Source organism: Pseudomonas sp. TH37 (assembly GCF_016650735.1).
GTDB lineage: Bacteria > Pseudomonadota > Gammaproteobacteria > Pseudomonadales > Pseudomonadaceae > Aquipseudomonas > Aquipseudomonas farris.
The window spans coordinates 48,176-73,822 of record NZ_JAEKFD010000009.1; the positions used below are offsets into that span (position 1 = coordinate 48,176).

The 25,647-nt window shown below is 60.1% G+C and carries 22 protein-coding genes; 7 read left to right on the plus strand and 15 right to left on the minus strand.

Going from position 1 to position 25,647, the window contains the following annotated elements:
* Positions 1–31: 31 nt before the first annotated feature.
* The 4 genes from JFU11_RS21375 to JFU11_RS21390 all read right to left on the minus strand — a co-directional run bounded on the left by JFU11_RS21375 (position 32) and on the right by JFU11_RS21390 (position 2,977).
* Positions 32–595: a rhomboid family intramembrane serine protease gene (locus JFU11_RS21375; protein WP_201062032.1), complete on the minus strand. Its 564-nt coding sequence runs from the start codon at positions 593–595 to the stop codon at positions 32–34.
* Positions 596–759: 164 nt separating this feature from the next.
* Complete coding sequence (locus JFU11_RS21380) at positions 760–1,458, minus strand: PspA/IM30 family protein (protein ID WP_123720583.1); 699 nt, start codon at positions 1,456–1,458, stop codon at positions 760–762.
* A 24-nt stretch (positions 1,459–1,482) separates the two neighbouring features.
* Positions 1,483–2,064 carry a YjfI family protein gene (locus tag JFU11_RS21385; protein WP_030131197.1) on the minus strand — a complete coding sequence of 194 codons (582 nt, stop codon included), beginning with the start codon at positions 2,062–2,064 and terminating at the stop codon, positions 1,483–1,485.
* Positions 2,065–2,428: 364 nt separating this feature from the next.
* Positions 2,429–2,977 (minus strand): cysteine hydrolase family protein, encoded by a 549-nt coding sequence (locus tag JFU11_RS21390; RefSeq protein ID WP_123720582.1) that lies wholly within the window; start codon positions 2,975–2,977, stop codon positions 2,429–2,431.
* Positions 2,978–3,079: 102 nt separating this feature from the next.
* On the opposite strand from JFU11_RS21390, the gene JFU11_RS21395 reads away from it, so the two are divergent.
* The 3 genes from JFU11_RS21395 to JFU11_RS21405 all read left to right on the plus strand — a co-directional run bounded on the left by JFU11_RS21395 (position 3,080) and on the right by JFU11_RS21405 (position 6,148).
* Positions 3,080–4,075, plus strand: a complete 996-nt coding sequence (locus JFU11_RS21395) for a GlxA family transcriptional regulator (protein WP_123720581.1) — start codon at positions 3,080–3,082, stop codon at positions 4,073–4,075.
* 215 nt (positions 4,076–4,290) lie between these two features.
* Positions 4,291–5,400 carry a DUF3182 family protein gene (locus JFU11_RS21400; protein ID WP_123720580.1) on the plus strand — a complete coding sequence of 370 codons (1,110 nt, stop codon included), beginning with the start codon at positions 4,291–4,293 and terminating at the stop codon, positions 5,398–5,400.
* Positions 5,390–6,148, plus strand: coding sequence for an alpha/beta fold hydrolase (locus JFU11_RS21405; RefSeq protein ID WP_123359045.1), 759 nt, complete (start codon positions 5,390–5,392; stop codon positions 6,146–6,148). The genes JFU11_RS21400 and JFU11_RS21405 overlap by 11 nt, the downstream gene beginning before the upstream one ends.
* A 129-nt stretch (positions 6,149–6,277) precedes the next feature.
* Here JFU11_RS21405 and JFU11_RS21410 read toward each other — a convergent pair whose 3' ends face one another.
* Genes JFU11_RS21410 through JFU11_RS21425 form a run of 4 tightly spaced genes read right to left on the minus strand, consistent with a single transcriptional unit; the run spans position 6,278 to position 10,264 of the window.
* A complete protein-coding gene (locus tag JFU11_RS21410; RefSeq protein WP_123720579.1) occupies positions 6,278–7,264 on the minus strand; it encodes a lysylphosphatidylglycerol synthase domain-containing protein in 987 nt (328 codons plus the stop codon).
* Positions 7,261–8,547 carry a cardiolipin synthase ClsB gene (clsB, locus tag JFU11_RS21415; RefSeq protein ID WP_201062033.1) on the minus strand — a complete coding sequence of 429 codons (1,287 nt, stop codon included), beginning with the start codon at positions 8,545–8,547 and terminating at the stop codon, positions 7,261–7,263. Before clsB ends, JFU11_RS21410 begins: the two co-directional genes overlap by 4 nt.
* Positions 8,544–9,341 (minus strand): endonuclease/exonuclease/phosphatase family protein, encoded by a 798-nt coding sequence (locus JFU11_RS21420; protein WP_123720577.1) that lies wholly within the window; start codon positions 9,339–9,341, stop codon positions 8,544–8,546. The genes clsB and JFU11_RS21420 overlap by 4 nt, the downstream gene beginning before the upstream one ends.
* Positions 9,338–10,264, minus strand: coding sequence for a DUF72 domain-containing protein (locus JFU11_RS21425; protein ID WP_123720576.1), 927 nt, complete (start codon positions 10,262–10,264; stop codon positions 9,338–9,340). The genes JFU11_RS21420 and JFU11_RS21425 overlap by 4 nt, the downstream gene beginning before the upstream one ends.
* Positions 10,265–10,975: 711 nt before the next feature.
* Here JFU11_RS21425 and JFU11_RS21430 point away from each other — a divergent pair.
* Positions 10,976–13,096 carry a mechanosensitive ion channel domain-containing protein gene (locus JFU11_RS21430; RefSeq protein ID WP_201062034.1) on the plus strand — a complete coding sequence of 707 codons (2,121 nt, stop codon included), beginning with the start codon at positions 10,976–10,978 and terminating at the stop codon, positions 13,094–13,096.
* A gap of 133 nt (positions 13,097–13,229) precedes the next feature.
* Here JFU11_RS21430 and JFU11_RS21435 read toward each other — a convergent pair whose 3' ends face one another.
* Complete coding sequence (locus JFU11_RS21435) at positions 13,230–17,546, minus strand: DEAD/DEAH box helicase (protein ID WP_201062035.1); 4,317 nt, start codon at positions 17,544–17,546, stop codon at positions 13,230–13,232.
* Between the two features lie 325 nt (positions 17,547–17,871).
* Here JFU11_RS21435 and JFU11_RS21440 point away from each other — a divergent pair, with 325 nt between their 5' ends.
* Together JFU11_RS21440 and JFU11_RS21445 are read left to right on the plus strand one after the other, a co-directional pair.
* Positions 17,872–18,756, plus strand: coding sequence for a sugar nucleotide-binding protein (locus tag JFU11_RS21440; RefSeq protein WP_123720572.1), 885 nt, complete (start codon positions 17,872–17,874; stop codon positions 18,754–18,756).
* Complete coding sequence (locus tag JFU11_RS21445) at positions 18,749–19,678, plus strand: NAD-dependent epimerase/dehydratase family protein (protein ID WP_123720571.1); 930 nt, start codon at positions 18,749–18,751, stop codon at positions 19,676–19,678. Before JFU11_RS21440 ends, JFU11_RS21445 begins: the two co-directional genes overlap by 8 nt.
* A 238-nt stretch (positions 19,679–19,916) precedes the next feature.
* Here JFU11_RS21445 and JFU11_RS21450 read toward each other — a convergent pair whose 3' ends face one another.
* From JFU11_RS21450 to JFU11_RS21470, 5 genes are all read right to left on the minus strand, one after another.
* A complete protein-coding gene (locus JFU11_RS21450; RefSeq protein WP_123720570.1) occupies positions 19,917–20,615 on the minus strand; it encodes an OmpW family outer membrane protein in 699 nt (232 codons plus the stop codon).
* Positions 20,616–20,864: 249 nt separating this feature from the next.
* Positions 20,865–21,383, minus strand: coding sequence for a DUF3299 domain-containing protein (locus JFU11_RS21455; RefSeq protein WP_123720598.1), 519 nt, complete (start codon positions 21,381–21,383; stop codon positions 20,865–20,867).
* Positions 21,384–21,394: 11 nt separating this feature from the next.
* Complete coding sequence (locus JFU11_RS21460; protein WP_201062037.1) at positions 21,395–22,660, minus strand: ABC transporter permease; 1,266 nt, start codon at positions 22,658–22,660, stop codon at positions 21,395–21,397.
* Position 22,661: 1 nt separating this feature from the next.
* Positions 22,662–23,372: an ABC transporter ATP-binding protein gene (locus JFU11_RS21465; RefSeq protein ID WP_201062038.1), complete on the minus strand. Its 711-nt coding sequence runs from the start codon at positions 23,370–23,372 to the stop codon at positions 22,662–22,664.
* A 166-nt stretch (positions 23,373–23,538) separates the two neighbouring features.
* Positions 23,539–24,132, minus strand: a complete 594-nt coding sequence (locus JFU11_RS21470; protein ID WP_201062039.1) for a DUF2796 domain-containing protein — start codon at positions 24,130–24,132, stop codon at positions 23,539–23,541.
* A gap of 135 nt (positions 24,133–24,267) precedes the next feature.
* On the opposite strand from JFU11_RS21470, the gene JFU11_RS21475 reads away from it, so the two are divergent.
* Positions 24,268–24,615, plus strand: a complete 348-nt coding sequence (locus tag JFU11_RS21475) for a hypothetical protein (RefSeq protein WP_201062040.1) — start codon at positions 24,268–24,270, stop codon at positions 24,613–24,615.
* Between the two features lie 118 nt (positions 24,616–24,733).
* On the opposite strand, the gene trxA is transcribed toward JFU11_RS21475, so the two are convergent.
* Entirely contained in the window at positions 24,734–25,606 is an 873-nt protein-coding gene (gene trxA, locus JFU11_RS21480; RefSeq protein ID WP_201062041.1) for a thioredoxin, read from the minus strand.
* Between the last annotated feature and the right edge of the window lie 41 nt (positions 25,607–25,647).

The following is a 25,647-nucleotide window of genomic DNA, read 5'->3' on the forward strand; positions in this document are numbered from 1 at the left end:
ATCGCTCTGGCGTCTAAGTGCTCAAATGCGGTTACCGGGCGGCATTAAACCTGCTGCGCGGCGTAGATAACAGTACCTTGGCTGCAATAAATCCGGCGATCGCACCAAAGATATGCCCTTCGAAGGACATGCCTTGGCGAGGAAAGAAGCCAAAAATCAGGCCGCCATAGAGCAGGACCACGACACTGGCCGTTATCAGGTTGCTCCAACTCCTCTGGAACCAGGCGCGAGACAGGAGGTACGCCCACAGCCCGAATACCCATCCGCTGGCGCCGATGTGCACGCCTGCAAAACCGAACAACCAGACCAGCGAACCGCCCAACAGAATAATGATGGCGCTGACGGCCATGAACCGGCTGAGCCCTTCGACAATGACCAGGGTACCGAGGATCAAAAACGCAATCAGGTTGGTGCTCAGATGCGCAAAGGACCCGTGCAAGAAAGGCGAGGTGATGATGCCGACCAGTCCCTGCAGTGTTCTCGGCACCAGGCCGAAGGCAATAAGGCTGTAGCCAGTCGTCACATTGAGCAGTTGCAACGCGACCATGAAGAGGGCCACGCCTGCGATTGTCTTGAACCCCTTCAGGGCATCCATCCGTGACCTCGACTCAACTCGACTCGACGAAAATTGAAACGCAACCCATTGTGGGAGCGAGCCTGCTCGCGAAGCGTTTTGTCAGGCAACATTGATGTCGACTGACACTCCCTCTTCGCGAGCAGGCTCGCTCCCACAGGTTATGCATCCGGCACTTGAGTCGATTACTCAGCCGATTTTTTCTTCAGGCGTTCCAGAATCGCATTGGCGCTGCCTTCGTTCGGCGTGATGCCGGCTTCGCGCAGCTTGCGCTCCAGGTCGGTGCCGGTCGACGCATCGGCCAGTTGGTCCTGGGCTTCCAGTTCAGCGGCGCGTTGTTGCTGCTTGGCTTGCAGGCGGTTCAGCGTACCGACGGCGGTTTCCAGCTTGCCGTTGGCGCCGCCACTGGCGATCGAAGCACTGACCTGGGCTTTCTGTACGCTTTCACGCGCCTTGGCCATGTCCACTTGCTGACGCAGGCTTTTGATGCGACTTTCAGCCTTGGTGATGTCTTTGCGCATGTTGTCCGCGTAACCGCCGAATTCGGTGGCCTGCTTTTGCTCGACATCCAGTTCGTTGGTCAGGGTAGAAATGGCTTCGGCCACTTCCAGTGCCAGGTCTTCGCGGTTGGCCTGGATCGCGGCCAGGGCCTTGGATTCCAGGTCCTTGATCTTGGCGTTGTGCTCGCTGACGCGATCAGCCGACAGTTTGTGCTTGGCCATGATGGTGACCAGCTCACGCTTGGCGTTGGCCAGCGCGCTGTCAGCATCACGAATTTCCTGGTCGAGGATGCGCAGGGCCTGTTGGTCGACGATCGATTCGCCGACTTCGTTGGCACCGCCACGCAGCGCGGTGAACAATTTGCTCCAGATGGACTGAGTCATTGGATATTTCCTGTTCCCGAAAAATTAGATGAAGAAACGTTCAAAGGCTTCGCTGGCGCGCTGGACGTTGTCGACGAGGGTTTTGACCTCGGTCACGACGTTGGTCAGGCTGGAGTCGGAGCTCAGTGCGCCGAACATGTTGTAAACGACCTGCCCGTTGGGCATCGACTCGATACCGATCGAGGACAGCGGGAACATTTCCCGGCTACGCAGAACGGCGTCATTGAATGCCGGTACGTCGTTGATGGACTCGACATCGACCAGAACGGTATCCACGATGACCTGATCGCCAACCACCGCGATGTAAATCGGCAAGCCACCGAAATCGTTCATTTCCAGCTTGATGCTGGACTCGGAGCCTTGAACGAGGGAGAGGGTGATGTCGTTCGAAACCACTTCGTCGAGGGCCTGAAGGGCGCTGTAGAGGCGATCGATATTCCAGTTATTACCTGCGCTCATGTAATTCTCCGACATGAATGAGCCAGCCAGAATCGGTTGGCGTAGCTGTTTCTCCATCTGCTTGAGCAGGCTTCGGTTTTCGGGAAGCACCCAAGTCTCGTGTTTCACATAACCGGCGGCACCCAGGCCCGCGCGCATCTGCTTCATGTAGAAGCTGGATGGTTTTTTTGCGGACGGTTTCGAGCGCTCTCCCTTTTGGCTCGCTGAATCGGTGACAGATCCGGTAGGCGGATCTGATGGAGAGCTGCTTTTCATGATGCTGACCCCGTTGTGAAAAACTCACGCGTGAGAAACACTACAGGCAATTTTTGCGGACCTCAATAGCTCACGCGTGAGATTTTTTCGACTGTTGCACAGGTGTATGACAAAAGAAGGTCAATCACTCAATGCCAGTCAGTTAAGCGCAATCCTGTGGGAGCGGGCTTGCCCGCGATAGCGATGTAACAGTCAACAAAGATGTTGGATGTGATGGCCTCATCGCGGGCAAGCCCGCTCCCACAGGTTCCTCATCTTAATCAGCCAGAAAATCGTCAGTGGACACCACGCTGGCATAAGCAAAACCCAAGGCCGACATAAAGGCGGCATGAACGTGGGCGGCCGGGACGGTGACGCCATTGAATTCCAGGTCACGGGTGGCGCAGGCATCGTGGACGACGGTAACGGTGTAACCCAAGTCGGCCGCGGCTCGGGTGATGCCGTCGATGCACATGTGACTCATGCTCCCGACCACCACCAAGTGCTCGATGCCTTGCTGGTCGAGGATGGCTTCCAGTTCGGTCTCGCGGAACGAGTTGACGAAATGTTTGAGCACCACCGACTCGTCAGCGCGGTTGAGGACTTTGGGGTGCAGCTTCGCGCCGTTGGAGCCCGGCGCGAAGAACGGTGCGGCGTCGGAGGTGAATTCGTGGCGGATGTGCACCACCTGATCGCCGGCCTCGCGAAACGCCTGAATCAACCGTGCGGCGTTGTCCGCTGCGGCGTCGGCGCCCACCAGCGGCCACTTGCCCTGAGGGAAGTAGTCGTTTTGGATATCGACTACGATGAGTGCTTGTTTGGCCATGGGTGTTTCCTCGAAGTGTGTATTGGGCGTGGCATCAAGTATTGGGTTTAGCGGGCGGCTCGAGGATTGGCCGCACCGACAATAGCAGGGGGAAAACTGACAATGGGTGTAGAAAGGGCAGTCGCCGAACTGGGAGTGCTGATCTATCCCGGTGCGCAGATGGCGGCGGTGCATGGGCTGACGGACCTGTTCGGCGTGGCCAACCGGATCGCCGCCGAGCATCAGGCGGCGCAGCTGCCGTTGCTGCGGGTCAGTCACTGGCAGGTCGATGGCGATCAAGTGCCCGAGCGGGTCTATGATTCTCATCCCGGCCCGGCCGGCGCATTGGTCGCCGTGTTGATCCCTCCCTCGATCGGAGGTTTTTCCGAGGGGCAGGCGCCCCAAGGGTTGATTCGCTGGCTTCGTCAGCAACATGCCAACGGTGCGACCCTCGGCGGGGTCTGCGTGGGTTCTATACTGTTGGCCGAAAGCGGCCTGCTCGATGGCCGTAGCGCGACTACCCACTGGACCTCGGCCAAGGCTTTCGCCGAGCGTTATCCGGCGATCAAGCTCAAGGCCGATACGCCCATTGTCGACGATGGCGACCTGATCACCACTGCCGGGTTGATGGCCTGGTCAGAGCTGGGGTTGCGATTGGTGAACCGCTTGCTCGGGCCGAGCATTGCCACCGGCACGGCGCGGTTTCTGGTGGTGGAACACAGCGACAGCGCGAGCGAGTGTGGCAGTAACTTTTCACCGATTCTCAACCATGGCGATGCGTCGATTCTCAAGGTCCAGCATTGGCTGCAAAGCACCGGGGCGACCGATGTCTCGTTGGCGGCGATGGCCGAGCGGGCGGGGCTGGAAGAGCGCACCTTCCTGCGGCGTTTTCGTGCGGCAACCGGGTTGAAACCCACCGAGTACTGCCAGCACCTGCGAGTCGGCAAGGCGCGGGAAATGCTCGAATTCACCAACGGCACCATTGATCACATTGCCTGGACCGTGGGTTACCAGGACCCGAGTGCGTTTCGGGCAACGTTCAAAAAGATTACCGGGCTGGCGCCGAGTGATTACCGTGGGCGGTTTGGTGTGTCTGCGACCGCGGCAGTGGCTCGGTAGCGAGCATTACCACAGATCTAAAAATGTGGGAGCAGGTTTTGAGTCGTGCAAAATGCCGGGAGCATTGAAAGGTGTCGTGCAGAATAAAACAGGCCTTGTGCTACCACCTATTTCGCAATTGGCTGATTTAAAAACTATTTTTCTCCAGCCGCCATTGGCCTGATCTCTGCACCTCCTTCAGCTACATTTATCAGACGTAGATTGAAGGGGAACGCATGACCCCAACCAACCGCAAGAAACTGGTACTCGCCCATTCAGTGCGACCCAGTGCCTCGCTACACGAAGTCGAAACCAATCGCGCGTTGGCCCGTTGGCTGGCGCAGGTCGTCGGGCTCGAATATGGCGGCAGTTACGACCCGCAGCTGCATAGCGGCCGGGATATTTATCTGTTGCCGACCCAAACGCTGGTGGGCGTTGCTGCCGCCCGGCAACTGGGCGTCAAAGGGCCGGAGGATTTGTGGGGCGGTTACGTCGACCACGATTTCATCTGCACCAAAGCCATCAGCCATGGGTTGTTGAATCGCTATGCGTTCGCGCCCGAAGGCTGGTCGTCGTTGTTTTCCGACCGGGTACGCAGCGTCGTGCTCGATGGCCTCAGCGTGTTCTCCCTGGAGGATGCTCGCCCGGCGGCGGAGCACCTGCTCTACAGCGGTCCGATCCGCATGAAACCTATTCATGCCTGCGCCGGACGCGGTCAGGAAGTAATCAAAAGCCTCGACCAGTTCGACGCCATCCTTGCTCGCCCCGATGCCAAAACATTGTTCACCGAAGGTGTGGTGCTGGAACAAGACTTGACCGAGGTGGTCACCCATAGTGTCGGTCAGAGTTTTATCGGCGACAAAGTGCTGAGTTATTGCGGTGATCAATACTTGACCGAAGACGGTCAGGGCGAGCAGGTTTATGGAGGGTCCAATCTGTTGGTGGTGCAGGGTTATTACGAGGACCTGCTGGCGCTGGAACTACCGGAAGACACGAGGCTGGCGATCCAGCAAGCGCAGGTATTCGACAGCGCGGCCGATGAAGCCTACCCCGGTTTCTACGCCTCGCGGCGCAACTACGACATCGCCCAAGGGCTGGATTGCGACGGCAAACAACGCAGCGGCGTGCTCGAACAATCCTGGCGCCTGGGCGGTGCCAGCAGTGCTGAAGTCGCGGCGCTGCAGAGCTTCGTCAACAACCCCGGCTTGCGTGCGATTCGCGTGTCGTCGGTCGAAACCTATACCGATCAACCGCTGCCGGCCAACGCCATTGAGGTCTACCGCGGGCCAGCGGAACACAGTGACTTTCTTCTCAAGTACGTAACGGTCAAATCCTATGACGGCTAGAAGCGAAACCATTCAGATCGACATCGACGATGAACAGATGAGCGGAACCTTCCTCAGCCCCAAATCGAAAGTCCCGGGTGTGCTTTTCGTTCATGGCTGGGGCGGTAGTCAGGAGCGCGACCTGGAACGCGCCAAAGGCATCGCCGGGTTGGGTTGCGTGTGCCTGACATTTGACTTGCGCGGCCATACTGGCGGGACCGGTATTCCGTTGTCCCGGGTAACCCGCGAAGACAACCTGCGTGACCTGCTGGCGGCCTACGATCGACTGCTCGCCCATCCGGCGCTCGACACATCGGCGATCGCCGTGGTCGGCACCAGTTATGGCGGTTATCTGGCGTCGATCCTGACGTCGTTGCGCCCGGTGCGCTGGCTGGCGCTGCGGGTGCCGGCGTTGTATCGCGACGACTTCTGGCACACACCCAAGCGTGAGCTGGACAAGCTCGATTTGCGCGATTACCGCAGCACGCGGGTCCGCGCCGACAGCAATCGTGCACTGCATGCCTGTTCGCAATTTACCGGGGATGTGTTGCTGGTGGAGTCCGAGACCGACGCCTATGTGCCCCACGCGACCATCATGAGTTACCGCGCGGCGTGTCAGCAGACCCACTCGCTGACTCACCGGATTATCGACGGTGCCGATCACGCCTTGAGCGAGCCTGTCTCACAACAGGCGTATACCAGCATTCTGGTGGGCTGGATCACGGAAATGGTGGTGGGCGAGCGGTTGAGCATTATTCAGTCGAGTTGAGATTTGCGGTGTTCTTGCGATCATTCGCGAGCAGGCTCGCTCCCACATTAGACCGCGTTCAGACAGGCAACGCGGATCAAATGCAGGAGCGAGGTTGCCCGCGAAGGCGTCATCCCCCAACGCCACACCTCACCCCGGTTTTTTCGAAATCCGCAACGACTTGGCCTTGGCCTCCACCACCAGGTACATCACCACGGTAATCAGCAGCGGCAGGAGGAAATAGATCGCCCGATAAGCGAGCAACCCCGCCACCAGACTTCCTCGTGAGGCCTCGTGTTGCAGCAACGCCACGAACACCGCCTCCAGCACGCCGAGCCCGGCCGGAATATGGGTAATAACTCCGGCAAAGGCGCTGATCAGCAACACGCCCAGCACCAGCGGATAGTCCAGCTTGCTCGGCAGCAGGGTGAAGATTACCGCCGCCATCAGCGACCAGTTGAGCGCGCCGAGGGCCAGTTGCAGGACCGCCATGTGCAGCGACGGCAGATTGATTTCCACGCCGCGAATCGACCATTGCCGTCGCCTGGAAAACCGACAGGCGGCCAGATACCCCGCGCTCAACAGCAGCAATAACACGCCCACGCCTTGCAGGGCACCGCTGCTCAGTTTCCAGCCTGGCGGCATTCGCACCAGTCCGCTGCTGAACACTGTGCCGGCAATCACCATGTAGCCGAACCAATTGGTCGCCAGGCTCAGCCCGAGGATTTTCGCGATGTTGCTTTTGCTCACGCCGAGCCGCGAATACAACCGATAACGCATGGCGACCCCGCCGACCCAGGCGCTCAGGTTAAGGTTGAAGGCATAGCTGATGATGCCCACCGGCAGGATCTGCCGCCAAGTCAGGTCCTGCCGGATGTAAGTACGGCCAATCAAGTCGAAACAGGCGTACACCAGAAAACTCATCAACGTCAGTCCGGACGCGATGATCAGTGTGCGCACCTTGAAATCGGCCAGGGTATCGAACACTTCGCCCCATTCGATGCGTTGGGCAAGCATCGTGAACAGCACGATCAACGCCAGAAAAAACAGCATCGTCAGCGGCTTTTTCCAGCGGTGCCAGTGGGATTTTCGCGGTGTGTCGGAGTGAGGGGCAGGCTGCGCATCAGAATGGCTCATGCCTTATCGCTCCCGGTCGGATGGATGAAGGGTTTCAGGCGCGGTTTATGCGCCGGCAGCCAACCGGCCCACGCCGGGAAATGCCGCAGGAAGTGAAACACCAGAAAACCAATGGTCATGTGCCAGACCCGTCCGCGAGGCGCCTTGTCCGCCGACATGACCTTGCAGTGGTTGCTGCTTAATTCGTCGAGACGCTCGAACAAGTCGCGGTTGAAGGCACGGTCGCGGATCAACACGTTGGCCTCCAGGTTCAGCGACAGGCTCAGCGGGTCGAGGTTACTTGAGCCTACGGTGCTCCAATCCTCGTCGACCAGGGCGACTTTGCCATGCAGGGGACGGTCGCAATATTCGTAAATCGCTACCCCGGCCCGCAGCAGATAGTCATAGGTCATGCGCGCGGCGAGCCGGGCCACCCGCAAATCCGGTTGCCCCTGAAGAATCAGGCGCACCTCGACCCCTCGGCGCGCCGCGTTGCGGATCTCCCGCAGCAGCCGATAGCCTGGAAAGAAGTAGGCGTTGGCGATCACCACGCGATGCCGGGCACTGCGCACGACCTGCAAGTACACCTCTTCGATATCGCCCGGGTGTTCGCCGTTGTCGCGATACACCAGCCGTACCTGGCCATCATGATCGCTGACCGCCAGTTCCGCGCGCCTCTGTCTGCGGCGTTGCCACCAGTACTTGGCCCGTGCCGGGCGACCGCTTTGCAGTAAGGCGAAATGATGAATATCGGCCACCGCCGGGCCTTGCACTTCAACCGAATAATCCTGTTTGGCCTCGGGGCCGAAGTCGGCCAAGTGGTCGGCGGAAAAGTTGATTCCGCCGAGGAACGCAATCGTGCCATCGACCACCACAATCTTGCGGTGCAGGCGGCGGAACCAGTTGGTGCGAATGCCAAAGTGACGCGGGGCGGGGTCGAATATTTGCAGGCGCACACCTGCATTACTCAGGGCGGCGAGGAACTCCGTACTCAATTCGCCACAGCCAAAACCGTCGAGGTTGACGGTGATGCGCACGCCGCGTTGAGCCGCTTCAATCAGGATCTGTTGAAGCTCATTGCCGACCTTGTCCTCGAACACAATGAAGGTCTCCAGCAGGATTTCACTCTGGGCCTGGCGCAGCGCTTCAAATACCCGTGGAAAGTATTCCTCACCGTTCTCCAGCAATTCGACGCGATTGTTACCGTGCCAGCCGTATTCGACGCCAACGACCGCCGGCTCACGCACGGGCGGAGGTGTGGAAACGTGTTCGATGGTGGTTTTTTCCATCAATGGGCCGGTCATAGCTCGATCTCCACCGATAGCGGTGCATGGTCGGAAAGGTGTGACCAGGGCCGTGCCGCCAGTACTTGCGGATGGCTGGCCTTGAGGTTGCGCACGTAGATGCGGTCCAGGCGCAACGCCGGTAAACGCGCCGGGAAACTACGCGCCGGTTTGCCATGCAGTTCGGCAAAGACTTCACGCAAGCCGCAGGGCTTGAGCAGCGCATCAGCGCGCAGGCGCCAATCATTGAAGTCGCCGGCGATCACCACCGGGGCATCCTCCGGCAACTCTTCCAAACGTTGGGTCAGCAGCTTGAGTTGTGCCGTGCGGTGACTTTCGCGAAGCCCCAGATGGACGCAAATGGCATGCACTTCCCGGCCATCGCCGGGCATCCGCAGCACGCAATGCAGGATTCCACGGTTCTCATGGCCGTGGATGGAAACGTCGAGGTTGTCGTGACGAATAATCTGGAATTTCGACAACAGCGCATTGCCGTGATCGCCCGCCGGATAGACCGCGTTGCGCCCATAGGCAAATTGCGGCCACAAGGTATCGGCAAGGAATTCGTACTGGGGCATCGCCGGCCAATTGAGGTAGCGCTGCGGGTGATATTCGTGAGTGCCATGCACTTCCTGCAAAAACACCACGTCAGCGGACACACTGCGTACTGCTTCGCGCAACTCGGGCAGGATGAAGCGTCGGTTGAGCGCGGTGAAACCCTTGTGGGTGTTGACCGTCAGCACGGTGAAGCGGCTCACGGCGCTGATGATGGGTTGCTGTTCATCCGTTGTGCCGACCGGTTCGGGAACGCTCATGGCAGCACTCCTTCGGCAACTGGCTCACCGGGGGCGGTGGCAAGGTCCTTGTCGAGATGGAAACGCTCAAGCAGGCGGCGGGCATCGAAGGGCGCCCGGACCTTGATGTCGTTATCGAAATAGCAGAACACTTCCCGGGATCTGCGCGTCTTGGTTTTTTGCCGGGGCGCGATCAATTGCGGATCTGCCGGTTGCTGTCCGTGATACCAGGCATCGATCCGGTCGCCCCAGCGTTTCAGCGCTTGTGGGGTGTAACCGCTGGCGTAGAGCTCTTCGGCACCGTGCAGGCGCAGATAGACGAAATCACTGGTGAGGTCTTCGCGGTACGGCCATTTACCGGCGGTGTCGGCGATGACCAGCGCGGTGTTGTAGCGTTTGAGCAGACGGACAAAGGCGGGATCGACAAAGCTTTCGTGGCGAATTTCCACGGCATGGCGCAGCGGTTTCTTGCCGTAGGCCTTCATGCTGGCGTGACCGTTCAAGCGTGGCTCATGCTGGCGGGCGAGGGCGGCGGCTTGTTCCGTGTCGTGGGGTAATTGTTCGAGAAAGCTTTCGAACAATTCAGGGTCGAATTTGAAGTTGGGCGGAAACTGCCAGAGGATCGGGCCGAGTTTTTCCTTGAGTTCCAGCACCCCGGAGGCAAAGAAATTCGCCAGCGGCTTATGAATGTCCCGCAAGCGCTTGATGTGGGTGATAAAACGCGGCGCCTTGACGCTGAACACGAAGCCCGCTGGGGTTTCGTCGTACCACTGGGCATAACGTTCTGGCCGTTGCAGGGCGTAAAACGATCCATTGATTTCGATGCTGTTCACTGCCCGTGAAGCGAATTGCAATTCGCGCTTCTGGGTCAGCCCCTTCGGGTAGAACTCCCCCCGCCAAGGCGTGTAGCGCCAGCCTGAAATACCAATATGAATCGCCGCCATGTCGCCTCCCGTCTATGTAGCCCTCGGACAGCCTCTGTCTTTTGATGACTGCCGGGTGTACGAGAAAGTTTCGACGGGGGTACGGACGGTAAATCCCAAAAACGCCACACATCAAATAATGTGGGGCTTGCCCGCGATGAGGCCAGAACATTCAACATTGATGTCGACTGTTAGACCGCCATTGTGGGCAAGCCCGCTCCCACAAGGTCCATCAATGACCGGTGGCCATACGGGCCGAACCCTCAGCCGGTTCGGCATACACCGGACCCAACCGGTCAAGACGCCCGCTCCAGGCAGTCAGTCGTCCCGATGGCGAAAGCGCTGAGGGGCAGCGCGAGCAAGGCGATGGGCATGGCTGCAACTCCGGTGGGGATTGATTGATGGAGCGCAGTGTCGGGTTTGGGTCGTGCGGAAAAATACAGGGATGGGTATTTGATATTTGCGTGCTGGTCAAATATCGAGCGGCTGCCCATCAAACCCTGTAGTGAGGGGGCTTGCCCCCGTTGGGCTGCGAAGCGGCCCCAAAACCTGCCGACCAGTTCCTCCTGACCCACCGTATTGGCTGGATTTACGATTGCTTCGCAGCCGAACGGGGGCAAGCCCCCTCGCCACAAAGTATCTGTAGTGTTCGATATCTAATGGTCCAAAACCGAACTTGGCCGCCATTTGCCAATCAGTTCCTTACAGACCCTTGTGAAGGAGCTCCGCGTTTTGTTCAAGTTCAAGACCGCGATACTACTGGGGGCGTTGCTGTTTGTGGGCAGCAACGAACTGGAAGCCGCCACGTTGCCAGGCGTTGCCGCTGCAGCTGAAGAGCCCGCCAAGGCTGAGCCGCTGGTCCAGGGAGGCCTGCTCGGGGCCATCAGCTCCAGCATCGACGACGTTCAGGACAAACTCGATCTCAACCAAAATCTGGTCGACGCCTGGCGTCTGCGCGCCGATCGGGCGGCGGATGAAGTGGACAAACTGGTGAATCAGCCATCGTCCCGTTCTTCCTGGGGCGTGGCCGCTGACTTCCTGTTGTTGTCCGGTGTGTGGCTCGGCACGTTTGCCTTGCTCACGGTGCTCGGCGGCATTCTGGCCAGGCATTTGAACCTGGGCCGGTGGTTGCGAACGCGCGAGCGCAGCCAGGACCTGCTCAAGTATTTGATGCCTTTCACCTTGCCGGCCGTGATCTGTCTGCCGCTGACCCTCTACGTCAGCCATTTTCTGCAAGCTTCGGTCGGTCGCGCCCTGGCGCTGTGTTTCGCCTACGCCACCAGCAGCGGCATTTTCTCGACCTCGATGCTGCTCTGCGTGATCGTCATGTTCAATACCGGTCATAAGCGCCCGGCGGTGCAGATTATCCGTGACTACTGCCCCAGACCGCTGTTCATGATTGGCTTCCTTGCGGCGCTGAGCGATGCCTTGACCAGCCCGCAGATCGCCCGGCAATTGGGCGGCAACATCACCAGCAGCATCGCGGTCTTCACTGGGCTGTTCGCGTCGATCATCTTCGGTTTGCTGGTGATTCGCCTGCGTCGTCCGGTGGCGCATCTGATCCGTAACCGCCCATTGACCCAACGCCTCAAACAGCCCTCATTGCAAGAGTCCCTGCGAATCTTTTCGGGGCTCTGGTACTGGCCGATCCTGCTGATGGTGCTGGTCTCGGCGATCAACCTGATCGGCGTCGGCGAGGACAATCAAAAGGCCCTGCGCTGTGCGTTATTCACCACCGTACTGCTGATTGCGATGGTGTTTCTCAGCACGATTTTCCAGCACTTGTTCAAGACTCGCCGGGCCGAAGCGATCCAGCGCAGCAGTGCTTACAAGGAGCGGTTTCTCAGCTTGCTTCACGCCTTGCTGCGGATCGTCATGGCCGTGGCGTTCATCGAAATCCTCGGGCGAATCTGGGGCGTGTCGCTGTTCGAGTTTGCTGAACGCAACTCCGTGGGCCGAGCGATCAGTAATTCGTTAAGCAGTATCGGCATGATCTTTCTGGTGACGTGGTTGCTCTGGGTGGTGCTCGACACCGCGATTCAGGAAGCCTTGAAACCACCGGTCAGCAAACGCTCGGCGCGCCAGCCGAGCACACGGGTGAAAACCATCCTGCCGCTGCTGCGCAACGCGATCAAAATTATCCTGGTGGTGATTTGCGCGATCACCACCATGGCTAATCTGGGGATCAACGTTGCGCCGCTGCTGGCCGGTGCCGGGGTGGTCGGTCTGGCGATTGGTTTCGGCTCCCAGCAACTGGTGCAGGACGTAATCACCGGATTGTTCATCATCATCGAAGACACTTTGTCGATCGGCGATTGGGTGGTGCTCGATTCCGGCCACGCCGGCACTGTCGAAGGCCTGACCATTCGCACCCTGCGCCTGCGCGACGGCAAGGGCTTTGTGCACTCGGTGCCGTTCGGTCAGATCAAGGCCGTGACCAATCAATCGCGGCAGTTTGCATTTGCATTTTTCTCGGTGCAGTTCACCTACGACACCGATGTCGACAAGGCCATAGAACTGATCCGCGAAGCCGGGGATTCGATTCGTGACGATGCGTTTCTCAAGTACAACCTGCAAGGGCCGCTGGATGTGTTCGGGGTCGACAAAATGGACCTTAACGGCGTGGTGTTGACGGCGCAGTTTCGTACCGTGTCGGGTGGGCAATATGCGGTGAGCCGGGCGTTCAATCAGCGTTTGAAAAAGCTTGTGGATAACAGCCCATGGGTGCATTTCGCGCAGACTTATCCACAGCAGGTTTTGATCCCCAAAAGGCATGTGGATGAGCCAGAAGATGATGGGCCGACGCGGGAGGATTCGCCGGTGTTGTTGCCGGATCAGCCGCGTACCCAATGATTTGTGTTGATGCGGATGGCCCTATCGCGGGCAAGCCCGCTCCCACAGTTTTTTCTGTTGTTCACAAATATTGCATTCACAGAAGATCCCTGTGGGAGCGGGCTTGCCCGCGATGGGGCCGGTCCGGACAACATCAATGCCGGATCAGTTTGCTACGCACCTCGGCATTGGCCTGCTGATCCAGTTCCAGCCAGAACTGCTGCTTGCCGGCGATCTCGGCGGCGGCCGGTATGCCGTCACGATACACCAGTCGATTGCTCGCCAGCGCCGGCACTTTCGCGCCTGGCAACAAGGTGCCGGCGAGGTTCAGTGGATCCACCCCACACACCGCGATCAGACTTCCATCGTGTGGGCGCCGCCTGACTTCGCGCAGCAAGGGAATCGCCTCGGGCAGCGCAAATTGTTCCCCCGCCAGACCACTGACAAACCGCCCGCCACGAATCTCGCCCCGAGCCTCGAGCCGATGGAATGTGCGCAGTAATTCTCGCCAACTCGGCAACCAGTCCGCCTCGCGTTCCAGCAAGCGCCAGAACACCACGCCGTAACGGCGCAGCAAGGTCATGGCGATGTGTTCCAGGGTTTCGCTGGGCGTAGGCGCGGGTCGTTGCTTATCCACAACCGGCGCGGCAGCACCGCGGCGTAGCAAGGCCCAGCGTCCGGCATCGTCCATCCCGCCGACAAACGCTCCGCGCCCGCGTCGGCTGCTGCGATTCTGGCGTTTGCTGGCCGGGGTAATCAGCGCTCGCAGTCCGGCGAAGCTGTCGGCGTTAACCAGCCCGGCACCGACCAGTTCCTGCAAGGCGATTTCCAGTTCTGAGCGCAGCAGATGGGCTTCATGAATCAGCTCATCGAAAAACAGTGCGCCATGTTGACTGAGCGCTTCATGGACCTTTTGTGTTTTGGGCGACAGTTCGCTGACCGGTGTCTGCTCGGTCAAGCTGCTCCACAGCCCGACCTGACTGCGCGGTAGCAATAGAATCGGTGTGCTGCGCAATGCCGTGCTGGCGCTCTTGTTGCGCGTGGTCAGTCGGGTCCAGACCAGTTTGCCGCTGCGGCATAACTCATCCAGCCAGCCTGCCGAATAGTCTTTGATACGTGCCGGTAGAATGTCGCTGTCCCACGCCGAAGCGGCGGCGGGGTAGCCTTCGAACTGGCTGATGATCGCCGGCAACACCGCGCGGCCCTGACCTTGGCTCGCGGTGGAAAGATGCTGCCAGTCGAACAGAAAACGCATGAAATCCTGCAACGCCACCGGCTCGATTTCCCGTCGCAGTCGTTTGACCGTGTAGCGATGAATCCGCGCCAGCAGATGCCGTTCACACCATTCTTCTTCAGGGGCGCCTGGGGTGAATTGTCCGCGCAGTACATAGCCTTCGCGCTCCAGTTGCGCCAAGGCCTGACTGACTTGAATCGCCGGCAGACCGAGCGGTTCGGCAATTGCTTTCAGCGGCAACGGACCAAACGCACTGAGCCGTGCACGAATCAGTTCCAGCACTGCTTCGTCCGGCTCCCAGGTTTCATCGAAACCGGGCAATGCCTCCAACGGTGGAGCCAATGTGGCTTGTGGATAAATCGCCCGCAGGCAGGTCAGCCGTTCCAGCGCCAACCACAGCGATTGCGCGGCGTTGATCTGCAAACGGCTGGCGCGGCCACTGTCGGCCAGGGTATTCAGCCAATCGAGCCAATTCGGGTTGGCTTGAGCCTCGGCATCGGCGATGCACGCCAGGCTCATCAGCGCTTCGTGCATTTCATCAATGCCGGTTGGCGTAGGCCAGGCTTCATCACGCACCGCGGTAATCGCCTCGGCGTCCAGCGCACCGAGATCATCGGTGGACTGCGGATCACTCCAGCGACGGCTGAGCACTGCCTGAGTACGGCGCTCTTCCAGCGGAGCATCGTCGAGAAAGGTGTAGGGGCGGGCGCTGAGAATCTCCGCCGCCAGTGGCGAGGGCGCCGGCAAATCGCGGCTGATCAGGCGGATGTCGCCTTGTTCCATGCGCCGCAACAATGCCAGCCAGCCTTCGCTGTCCATGGCTTCGTGCAGGCAATCGTCGAGGGTTTGTTCCACCAGCGGATGATCGGGAATCTCGCGCTCGCCGGCGAGGTTTTCCACGCAGGCGATCTGATCGGGAAACACGCTGGCAATCAGGTCTTCGCTTTTCATCCGCTGGATCTGCGGCGGTACTTTGCGTCCGCCGCTGTAACGCGGCAGTGCCAAAGCGACCCCTGCGTTCCAGCGCCAGCGCACGCCGAACAGTGGCGCCTCAAGCACCGCTTGAATCAAGGTATGTTCGGCACTGTTGCTGTGCAGATAACGCCAGACGTCCTCCAGTTCGAAGCTGTGACCGGTGGACAGCGACAACACGATGGCGTCCTCGCTGGCTGCGGCTTGCAATTCGAAGTTGAAGGTGCGGCAGAAACGCTTGCGCAGGGCCAGGCCCCAGGCGCGGTTGATGCGGCTGCCGAACGGCGAATGGATGATCAACTGCGTACCGCCGGACTCGTCGAAAAACCGCTCCATCAGCAGCGTGTCTTGCGACGGTAAGGCGCCGAGGGCCTGCCGTGCCCGGGCCAGGTAATCCACCAGTTGCTCGGCACTGGCGAGATTCAAGCCGAGGGTGTCGGTCAGCCAGTCGACGGCCGGCTGCAAGTTGCCGGGCGTGGCGCCGAGTCGCTCATCGAGTTGCGCTTGCAGGCGGGCCACGGCGAATGACAGTTCATCACTGCGCCCGGGTGCTTCACCGAGCCAGAACGGAATGGTTGGCGGTTGTCCCTGAGCGTCTTCGACCCGGACCTTGCCGGTTTCGACCCGCAGGATTCGATACGACGTATTGCCCAACTGAAAGATATCCCCGGCGATGCTTTCCACCGCGAAGTCTTCGTTGACGCTGCCGATGTTCAGCCCTTGAGGCTCCAGCAGAACGCTGTAGTCGGCGTTGTCGGGAATCGTCCCGCCGCTGGTCACGGCGGTCAGCTTGGCGCCTCGACGGCCACGCAGGGTGCGGCTTACGGCGTCCCGGTGCAGGTAAGCGCTGCGAATACCCAGGCGCCCGTTGTAGCCCTCTGCGAGCATTTGCAGCAGTGCCTGATAGTGCTTTTCGTCGAGCGTGGCGTAAGGCGAGGCGTTGCGCAGCATTTCCAGCAGCGCCTGTTCCTGCCATTCCTGGCAGCTGACCTCGGCGATGATCTGCTGGGCCAGCACGTCCAGTGGCGCTTCGGGGATCAGCAACGTGTCGAGTTCACCACGGCGGACGCAATCGAGCAGGGCGGCGCATTCGATCAGGTCGTCGCGGGTGGTGGCGAATAAACGGCCCTTGGGCGTGCCGCCAACTTGGTGCCCGGAGCGGCCGACCCGTTGCAGAAACCCGGCAATCGAGCGAGGTGAAGCGATCTGGCACACCAGGTCGACGTCGCCGATATCGATCCCCAATTCCAGCGAAGCAGTGGCGATCAGCACTTGCAGTTCGCCGCGCTTGAGCCGTTGCTCGGCGTCCAGGCGAAACTCTTTGGCCAGGCTGCCATGGTGGGCCGCTACCGCGTCCTTGCCGAGGCGTTCGCTCAAGTGTCGACTCAGGCGTTCGGCCAGACGCCGGGTGTTGACGAAAATCAGCGTGGTCCGGTGTTCACGGGCGAGGGCGGCGAGTCGGTCATAGACCAGTTCCCAGACGTCGTTGGCCATTACCGCCGACAAGGGCACGGGCGGCACCTCTATATCGAGATCCCGTGGGCGGGCGTGGCCGATGTCGATGATTTCGCAGTCGCGATCACGGCCGACCAAAAAGCGCGAGACCGCTTCGATGGGTTTTTGCGTGGCGGACAGGCCGATACGCACCAGCGGCTGCGAGCAAAGCGCCTGCAAACGCTCCAGGCTCAGGGCCAGGTGGCTACCGCGTTTGCTGGCGGCAATGGCGTGGATTTCGTCGACGATCACCGTGTGGGTGGTGCCGAGCATTTGCCGTCCGGAGTCGGAGCCGAGCAGCACGTAAAGGGATTCCGGGGTGGTCACCAGAATGTGCGGCGCGGTTTTGCGCATGGCCGAGCGATCTTTTTGCGGCGTATCGCCGGTGCGCACGGCGGTGCTGATCGACACGTCGGGCAAGCCCATCACCCGCAACTGTTCGGTAATGCCGGCCAGCGGATTTTGCAGGTTGATCTGGATGTCGTTGGACAGCGCCTTGAGCGGTGAAACGTAGACCACCAGGGTTTCGTCCGGCAGGCCGTCCGGGCTCTCCAGGCCACGATGGACCAGATCGTCGAGCACGGCCAGAAACGCGGTAAGGGTTTTGCCGGAACCGGTGGGCGCGGCGATCAGGGTCGAACGGCGCTGGCGGATCAACGGCCACGCCCGGGCCTGGGCGGCGGTGGCCGTCGCGAAGGTGTTGCTGAACCAGGCGCTGACGGCGGGGTGAAAGCCTGCCAGAGCAGCGTCCGTGGGGATGGGCAGATTCATGTCCTGATTTATGCGGGCGAGTCGGGGAAGATGCAAGTACCGCTCACGACCTTTGCCGGCCTTTAGGGCCCCATCGCGGGCAAGCCCGCTCCCACAGTGTTCTCTGTTGTTCACAAATATTGCATTCACAGAAGATCCCTGTGGGAGCGGGCTTGCCCGCGATGAGGCCAGTAGCAGCACCACAATTCCCAGGGATCTACACTTTACGGATGACGGTTGCGCACTAAACCCGCAAAATGCAACGATTCCGGCAATTATTGAGGACATCGCCTGCGGGCGCTGTCGATAAAGCCATCGTTCCAATCAGACTGGGCCTGCTGACTCTATGCGAATGCGCCTTATGTTACTGGGCGGCGGAAATGCCCTTGGGCAGGCGCTGATTCGCCTCGGTGCGGAGGAAGACATCGGTTTCCTCGCCCCCCGCCCACCGCAAGACGGCTGGGACGCCGCGAGCCTGACGCAACTGCTCGACGATACTCGTCCGGATGCGTTGATCAATCTCGCCTATTACTTTGACTGGTTCCAGGCGGAGGCCGTCAGCGAACAGCGTCTGGCCGGGCAGGAGCGAGCCGTCGAACGGCTGGCCGAGCTGTGCCAGCATCACAACATTGTGCTGCTGCAACCGTCGAGTTATCGCGTGTTCGATGGCTCCCGGGCGACCGCTTACAGCGAAAAAGATGAACCGGTACCGCTGGGCCTGCGTGGTCAGGCCTTGTGGCGAATCGAACAAAGCGTACGGGCCACCTGTCCGCAGCACGTACTGCTGCGTTTCGGCTGGCTGCTCGATGACAGCCCCGACGGTACCCTCGGGCGATTCCTGAGCCGGGCCGAGAAAGCTGAAGAACTGCTGATGGCCGATGACCGCCGCGGTAATCCGACGCCGGTGGACGATGCCGCCCGGGTGATCATTTCGGTGCTCAAGCAACTCGATTGTTCCGCGCCGCTGTGGGGCACTTACCACTACGCCGGGCATGAGGCGACCACGCCGCTGGCACTGGGGCAGGCGATCCTTACCGAAGCACGGGCCCTGCATCCGCTGGCCATTGAAACACCGACCGCCCAGGCTCACGCCGCGCGGCCCGACGCCGCCGAAGAACCGCAACACGCGGTGCTGGCCTGCAAGAAAATTCTGCACACTTTCGGGATCAAGCCTCGCGCCTGGCGCGCGGCACTCCCGGGCTTACTGGATAGGTTTTATCGCCATGGCTGACAGCCCTGTTTTAATCACCGGCGGTGCCGGTTTCATCGGTTCGCACCTGACTGACGCCTTGCTTGCCAAAGGGCATTCGGTGCGCATTCTCGATGACCTCTCTACCGGCAAACGCAGCAACCTGCCGCTGGACAACCCCCTCGTCGAACTGATCGTGGGCGACGTCGCCGATGCCGCTCTGGTGGCGCAGGCAATGGTCGGTTGCAGCGCTGTGGCGCACCTGGCCGCGGTGGCCTCGGTGCAAGCTTCGGTGGATGACCCGGTAAAAACGCATCAGAGCAATTTCATCGGCTCGCTGAATGTCTGCGAAGCCATGCGTCAGACCGGCGTTAAACGAGTGCTGTACGCGTCCAGCGCAGCGGTCTACGGCAACAATGGCGAAGGCGAGTCGATTGACGAAGACACGCCCAAGGCACCGTTGACGCCGTACGCGGCAGACAAGTTGGCGAGCGAGCATTATTTCGATTTCTATCGCCGTCAGCATGGTCTGGAACCGGTGGTTTTTCGCTTCTTCAATATCTTCGGCCCGCGCCAGGATCCATCCTCGCCGTATTCCGGGGTGATCAGTATTTTCAGCGAGCGTGCGCAGAAAGGCTTGCCGATCACCGTGTTCGGCGATGGCGAGCAGACTCGGGATTTTGTCTACGTCGAGGACCTGGTGGACGTGTTGGTGCAAGCCATCGAGAAGCCGCAAGTCGAAGTCGGCGCGGTGAATGTCGGCTGGAATCAGGCTACGACTCTCAAGCAAATACTTGAAGCCCTTGAAGCGGTGGTCGGCAAGCTGCCGCCCGTGAGCTACGGCCCGGCGCGTTCCGGTGATATCCGCCATTCACGCGCGAACAACCGACGTTTGCTGGAGCTGTTTACCTACCCGGAGCAAACACCGATGAGCGTCGGCCTTGCGCGGTTGCTGGGTCACTGAAGTTTTACACTGCCATGAAAAAGGCGCCGTTGAAGGCGCCTTTTTTGTGTGTCGAATATTACGGTTATGGCGGGTGCTGTCCCTGTGGCGAGGGGGCTTGCCCCCGTTGGGTTGCGGAGCAGCCCCACCGCATTTTGACTGACAGTCCTCATCGACTGGATGGCGCCTGCTGCGCAGTCGAACGGGGGCAAGCCCCCTCGCCACAGGAATCGCTTTCGCCATTACAGCGGTGGGTTGCTTAAAACTTGTAACCCAAACCAACCATGTAAATGAACGGGTCCACATCAACGTCGACCTTGGCCCGGGTGCCCGGTGCGACGGCGTTGTTTTCCACGGTCGCGGTGGTGTCGATGTCGATGTAACGTACTTGGGCGTTGATCATTACGTTGTCGGTCAGCATGTAGTCGGCACCGATCTGCCAGGCCAGACCCCAGGAGTTATCCGCCTTGAAGTTGCTGAAGCCATTGGCGGCGGCTTCGCTGCCGACGTGCTCGTCGTAGATCCAGGTGTAGTTGATACCGCCGCCGATGTACGGCTGGAACGCGGACTTGGCGTCCAGCGGGTAGTAGACCAGGCTCAGGGTTGGCGGCAGGTGTTTCAGGGTGCCGAGTTTGCCGTTGGCGGCGCCGAGGGCGGTGCCTTTGAGCTTCACGTCATGCTCGAACGGCGAGGCCGCGAGCAATTCGATCCCCAGGTTATTGGTGATCATGTAGGCGAAGTTCAGGCCCAGTTGCGTGTCGCTGCTCATGGTGGCCTTGCCACCCAGATCGGCGCCCTTCAACGGGCCTTGATCGACCTTGACGCTGGAGCTGTCGGCTTCCGGGTTGACGGTGATCGCACCTGCCCGAACGATGATGTCACCGGCGGTGTGAGCATGGGCGAGCGGGGCTGCGAGCGCGAGGGCGAACAGCGAAGCGCAGAGCAAGGACTTGTGCATGGAAGCTCCAAAGGACGTCAAAAATGTTCGATGTCCAATGGTAGGGATCCAACTGATAGGGTCTTTTGATTCAGCTCAATGAAACAGTGATGGGCCGGATTTTTGCGGAACCTTTGATGGCCTCATCGCGGGCAAGCCCGCTCCCACAGTGATCTCTGTTGTTCACAAATACTGCATTCACAGAAGATCCCCTGTGGGAGCGGGCTTGCCCGCGATGGCAATTTTGTTGGCGACACATAACCACCGGATTTACTCCGGCAGCTCATACACATAAATCTTGTCCGCCTCCATCTGATACCCGGCATCCGCCAACTCGCTGGTGGATGCCTTGACCTGCAATGCGCCTTCGATCCAGTACGGTTGATACAGCTCATCAAGCTTCACGCCGACTTCGCTTTTGACATGCACGATCTGGTTCGACGGAGGCGGCGGTACGTGGATGCAGGCGCCGAAATACGGCACCAGCAGAAACTCCGTGGTGCGGCCTTCTTCACTCACTTCCAGCGGCACGATGTACCCCGGCAAACGAATATTCTTGCCGTCGAGGCTCTTCACCACCGGCGCGTTCGGCATGTCCTGCTTGGCCGCTGGAGCCGATTCTGCGGATAACGCATCGCTCATCTTCGACAGGTCATGCAGCGGCGTCATGTTCGGCACTTCTGGCGCGGCATCCGGCGGGATCATTTCCGACCAGGTCAGGTCTTTCGGCTCGGCCGCCCACAACGGAAGGGCAACCAGCATCAATAGCGCAAGTACAGCGCGGGGCATCATTAATGTCCTCATAGACGGATCGACAGGCCATCGGCCAAGGATTGGCGATACGCGCGCCAGGCCGGCACGCTGCCCATCAGCAGCGCGGCGATCAGGATGCCACCGAGTAGCGTCCATTCATATTCACTCGGCCAGGCCAGCGGCAAGTACAAGCCATAATTCGCCTGCACGTAACCCTGCGCCACAACGATGCACACGTACAGCAGCGCCACACCGGTAATCACTCCGAACAACGCCAGGGCAAAGGCTTCCAGCACCAACAAGGTCGCGATGTGCCACGGCCGAGCGCCGACCGAACGCAGAATCGCCATCTCACGGCGCCGCTCATTGAGGCTGGTGAGGATCGCCGTGAGCATGCCGATCAACCCGGTGAGCACCACGAACAGCGAGACGACGAACAAGGCTTTTTCCGCCGTACTCATCAAACTCCACAGCTCTTGCAATGCCACACCCGGCAGGATCGCCAGCATCGGTTCGCCACGGAATTCGTTGATCTCCCGTTGCAGTGCAAACGTCGAAATCTTGCTGTTGAGGCCGAGCATGAACGCGGTGATCGCTTGCGGCGTCAGGTCCATGTTGCGCGCCTGATCGGCACTGATTCGGCCGTTACCACGTGCCGGCACGCCGTTGTGCCAGTCGATGTGGATGGCTTCCATCCCGCCGAGGCTGATGTGCAGCGTGCGGTCCACCGGGGTACCGGTACGTTTGAGAATGCCGACCACGGTGAATGGCTTGTCGTCGTGTTTGACCAGGCTGATCACCGCCACGCCATGGGCCAGCACCAGTTTGTCGCCGAGCTTGTAATGCAGCGCATCGGCCACTTCGGCGCCGAGCACCACTTCGAACGGATCGCTGGCGAAAGCGCGGCCGTCGGCCAGTTCGAGGTGCTGTTGATGGCCGTACTGGTAGTGCTCGAAGTACGCCTCGGTGGTGCCCATCACCCGATATCCGCGATGGGAATCGCCGAGGGACATCGGGATCGCCCACTTCACTTTCGGGTTGTTGGCGAAATGTTCAAAGCTGTCCCAGCGGATGTTGTTGGTGGCGTTGCCGATGCGGAACACCGAATACAACAGCAGGTTCACCGAACCGGAACGCGCGCCAACGATCAGGTCGGTGCCGCTGATGGTGCTGGCGAAACTGGCCTTGGCTTCGGTGCGCACCCGCTCCACGGCCAGCAACAGGCAGACCGACAGGGCGATGGCGAATGCGGTAAGGATCGCGGTGAAGCGACGGTTAGCCAGACTGGCCATGGCTAGACGAAACAAATACATCTCAGACCTCGGACGGGGTGGCGGCGCGATTGAGATCGGCCAGCGACAGGTGGCGATCGAACAGCGGCGCGAGACTCTGGTCATGGCTGACAAACAACAGGCTCGACCCGGCTTCGCGGCATTCGGCGAACAGCAGGCGAATGAAGTTCTCGCGGGCGTCGTAGTCCAGCGCCGAGGTCGGTTCGTCGGCGATTACCAGTTCCGGCTGACCAATCAACGCACGCGCGGCGGCGACCCGTTGCTGCTGGCCGATGGACAGCGAATCGGCGCGGCGGCTGAGCAGGCTTTGATCGGTCAAACCCAGGTGGGCGAGCAGGGTGGCTGCCGCCTGATCGACACTGCCGTGACGCTGTTTCGCCCGTTCGGCCCGCAGCTTGGAGAAGTGACAGGGCAGCTCAACGTTCTCACGCACTGAGAGAAATGGCAGCAAGTTGAACTGCTGGAAGATGTAGCCGGTGTGATCGACGCGGAAGTGGTCGCGTGCGCCGGCAGAGAGCTCTGTCAGCTCCTGGCCGAGCAGGCGAATGCTGCCGTGATCAGGCTTTTGCACGCCACCAAGCAGGCCCAGCAGGGTGGTCTTGCCGCTGCCGCTGGGGCCTTTGAGGAACAGGGTTTCACCTGGCATGAGGCGAAACGCCGGGATGTCCAGCAGCGGCGGATGACCGGGCCAGCTGAAGTCCAGGTCGGACAGTTCGATGAGTGCTTGGGTCATAGCGCCAATTTCATGGGTTTTGGGTACTTGTCTCAATGTCACACTCAACACAAACCCCCGGTGGGAGCGAGCCTGCTCGCGATGAGGCCGTCACCTTCAACATAGATGTCGACTGTTCGGCCGCTATCGCGAGCAGGTTCGCTCCCACGGGGGATCTTCGGTGAATTCAGAATTTCAGGGCGGCAGCCTTGGCCGTCACTTCAACCCCTTGCTGCCCGCTCGGGCTGATCAGTTGTACCTGAATTTTCTGGGTGGCCGGGAATGTGTTGAAGATATTCGCCAAATCCAGGGTCTTCAGCGCGCCCGGGGTCGAGCAGCTGAATTGGTAATGGGCATGGATCTCGCTGTGATCTTGGTGATGTTCGTGACCGTCATTGGCGTCTTCTTCGTCATGGTCATCGGCATCTGGCTTGTCACCGAACAGCGGGCTTTCCAGTTCCTGAGTCGCGACCACGCAACCGGCGGCTTTCGGCAGGTTGAACAGCACCAACGGTTTTTCCAGCTGCGCGCGGACGGCGGCGACTTTGGCCTTGTCGGCGTCGGTGGTGGCGGCGTGTTCGAAACCCACCAGGTTCATCGCCGGGCTTTCCAGTTCAAGTTCCAGAGTCTGGCCATCCAGCGCCGCGTTCAGGCGACCGACGCCATGTTCGTGGGCGCTGAGGCTGCCGTGTTCATCATGATCGTGATCATGCTCGACCGCCGCATGGGCGACAGCCAGCGGCAACAAGGCAAACGGCAAAGCGAGCAGCAGACGGCGCATGGCGGGTCTCCGAAAAGTAAAATGAAAAATTTGTTATGTAATCTTATAACGAAAGCGTCGAGAGTTTGACCGTCTGCTTGGCGTTGCGCAAGAGCCATGGGAGCATGCGAGTCAGGTATGTGCAGGAGCAGACTTATGTTGCGAATACGCGGAAGCATCGGCGACTGGCCGGTGGATTTGACCCTGGAACTGGATGAGGGCGACTGGGCGCAGCTTGGTGCGCAGTTGCAGGCAGCAAAGCCCGAGGCGAGTGCTACGCCCGCCAAACCGGTGAATCAGGACGATGCGCTGTGGCAGATCGCCCAAGAGCTGCTGCGCAAGGCCGGGCAATTGAGCGGGCCGGATCTGCTGGAGCAGCTGGAAGGGCTGACCGGCAGCGCTGCGGTGGGCAAACGCTTGTTGGTGCGCTTGCGCCACTGCGCAAACGTCAAAGTGGTGAGCGGCGGGGATACGCCGCTGTACCACTGGATTGAGCCAGCGTAGGAATCGGGTTCACACGGCTGGATCGAGTAAGCCGCAAAAAGATCGCAGCCTGCGACAGCTCCTACACGGGATTTGTATTCCCCCTGTAGGAGCTGCCGAAGGCTGCGATCTTTTGATTTTAATAAAGCGCAGCAAACAACTTGCGACGGTACGTGGTCACCAGCGGGTGATCGTTGCCGAGCAGTTCGAACACCTGCAGCAAGGTCTTGTGCGGCAAGCCTTCGCTGTAGCTGCGATTGCGGATGAACAGTTTCAGCAAGGCATCCAGCGCCGCGTCGTATTGCTGACGGGCCAGTTGCTGGATCGCCAGTTGATAGACCGCCTCATCATCCTGCGGATTTTTCGCCAGACGCGCTTTCAGGTCTGCCGCATCCGGCAAATCCCTGGCCTGACCGAGAAACTGAATCTGCGCCTTGGCGCCGGCCAACGCAGCCTTGTGCTCATCGGTCTTGACCGCGTCGAGCACGATTTGCGCTTCACCCAGCTCGCCGCGCTCAGTCAGGCAGCGGGCGTAGAGGATCAGCGCCTTGGCGTTGGTGTTGTCTTCAGTCAGCAGTACTTTGAGCGTGGCTTCGGCGTCGGCATAGCGGCCGTCATCGAACAGCGCCTGAGCCTGTTCGAACGGGTCGGCCGCAGCGGGCGGCGGCATTTGCACGTGGGGTTCGAGCATCGTGCGCACAGCCGATTCCGGTTGTGCACCGGCAAAACCGTCCACCGGCTGACCGTCCTTGAACAGCACCACCGTCGGCAGGCTGCGAATGCCGAAGCGCGCAACAATGTCCTGCTCGATGTCGCAGTTGACCTTGGCCAGCAGCAACTCGCCCTGATAGCTCTCGGCGATGGTTTGCAGCATCGGCATCAAGGCCTTGCACGGCGCACACCATTCGGCCCAGAAATCCACCAGCACCGGTTTGTGAAAAGAGTTCTCGATCACCGACTGGTCGAAATCGGCAGTCGTGGCGTCGAAAATGTACGGCGTTTCCTGACTCATGGGGGATCTCGTAAAAGCGTGAATGTGGTCACTATAAGGCT

Excerpts from the sequence above, each read along its gene's own strand:
- JFU11_RS21460 (WP_201062037.1), bottom strand. The coding sequence starts at position 22,660 with ATGTATTTGTTTCGTCTAGCCATGGCCAGTCTGGCTAACCGTCGCTTC.
- JFU11_RS21425 (WP_123720576.1), bottom strand. The coding sequence starts at position 10,264 with ATGGCGGCGATTCATATTGGTATTTCAGGCTGGCGCTACACGCCTTGG.
- JFU11_RS21470 (WP_201062039.1), bottom strand. The coding sequence starts at position 24,132 with ATGCGCCGTCTGCTGCTCGCTTTGCCGTTTGCCTTGTTGCCGCTGGCT.
- JFU11_RS21380 (WP_123720583.1), bottom strand. The coding sequence starts at position 1,458 with ATGACTCAGTCCATCTGGAGCAAATTGTTCACCGCGCTGCGTGGCGGT.
- JFU11_RS21390 (WP_123720582.1), bottom strand. The coding sequence starts at position 2,977 with ATGGCCAAACAAGCACTCATCGTAGTCGATATCCAAAACGACTACTTC.
- JFU11_RS21375 (WP_201062032.1), bottom strand. The coding sequence starts at position 595 with ATGGATGCCCTGAAGGGGTTCAAGACAATCGCAGGCGTGGCCCTCTTC.
- trxA (WP_201062041.1), bottom strand. The coding sequence starts at position 25,606 with ATGAGTCAGGAAACGCCGTACATTTTCGACGCCACGACTGCCGATTTC.
- JFU11_RS21440 (WP_123720572.1), top strand. The coding sequence starts at position 17,872 with ATGCGAATGCGCCTTATGTTACTGGGCGGCGGAAATGCCCTTGGGCAG.
- JFU11_RS21410 (WP_123720579.1), bottom strand. The coding sequence starts at position 7,264 with ATGAGCCATTCTGATGCGCAGCCTGCCCCTCACTCCGACACACCGCGA.
- JFU11_RS21400 (WP_123720580.1), top strand. The coding sequence starts at position 4,291 with ATGACCCCAACCAACCGCAAGAAACTGGTACTCGCCCATTCAGTGCGA.
- JFU11_RS21455 (WP_123720598.1), bottom strand. The coding sequence starts at position 21,383 with ATGCCCCGCGCTGTACTTGCGCTATTGATGCTGGTTGCCCTTCCGTTG.
- clsB (WP_201062033.1), bottom strand. The coding sequence starts at position 8,547 with ATGACCGGCCCATTGATGGAAAAAACCACCATCGAACACGTTTCCACA.
- JFU11_RS21435 (WP_201062035.1), bottom strand. The coding sequence starts at position 17,546 with ATGAATCTGCCCATCCCCACGGACGCTGCTCTGGCAGGCTTTCACCCC.
- JFU11_RS21450 (WP_123720570.1), bottom strand. The coding sequence starts at position 20,615 with ATGCACAAGTCCTTGCTCTGCGCTTCGCTGTTCGCCCTCGCGCTCGCA.
- JFU11_RS21475 (WP_201062040.1), top strand. The coding sequence starts at position 24,268 with ATGTTGCGAATACGCGGAAGCATCGGCGACTGGCCGGTGGATTTGACC.
- JFU11_RS21465 (WP_201062038.1), bottom strand. The coding sequence starts at position 23,372 with ATGACCCAAGCACTCATCGAACTGTCCGACCTGGACTTCAGCTGGCCC.
- JFU11_RS21420 (WP_123720577.1), bottom strand. The coding sequence starts at position 9,341 with ATGAGCGTTCCCGAACCGGTCGGCACAACGGATGAACAGCAACCCATC.
- JFU11_RS21445 (WP_123720571.1), top strand. The coding sequence starts at position 18,749 with ATGGCTGACAGCCCTGTTTTAATCACCGGCGGTGCCGGTTTCATCGGT.
- JFU11_RS21395 (WP_123720581.1), top strand. The coding sequence starts at position 3,080 with ATGGGTGTAGAAAGGGCAGTCGCCGAACTGGGAGTGCTGATCTATCCC.
- JFU11_RS21385 (WP_030131197.1), bottom strand. The coding sequence starts at position 2,064 with ATGAAGCAGATGCGCGCGGGCCTGGGTGCCGCCGGTTATGTGAAACAC.
- JFU11_RS21405 (WP_123359045.1), top strand. The coding sequence starts at position 5,390 with ATGACGGCTAGAAGCGAAACCATTCAGATCGACATCGACGATGAACAG.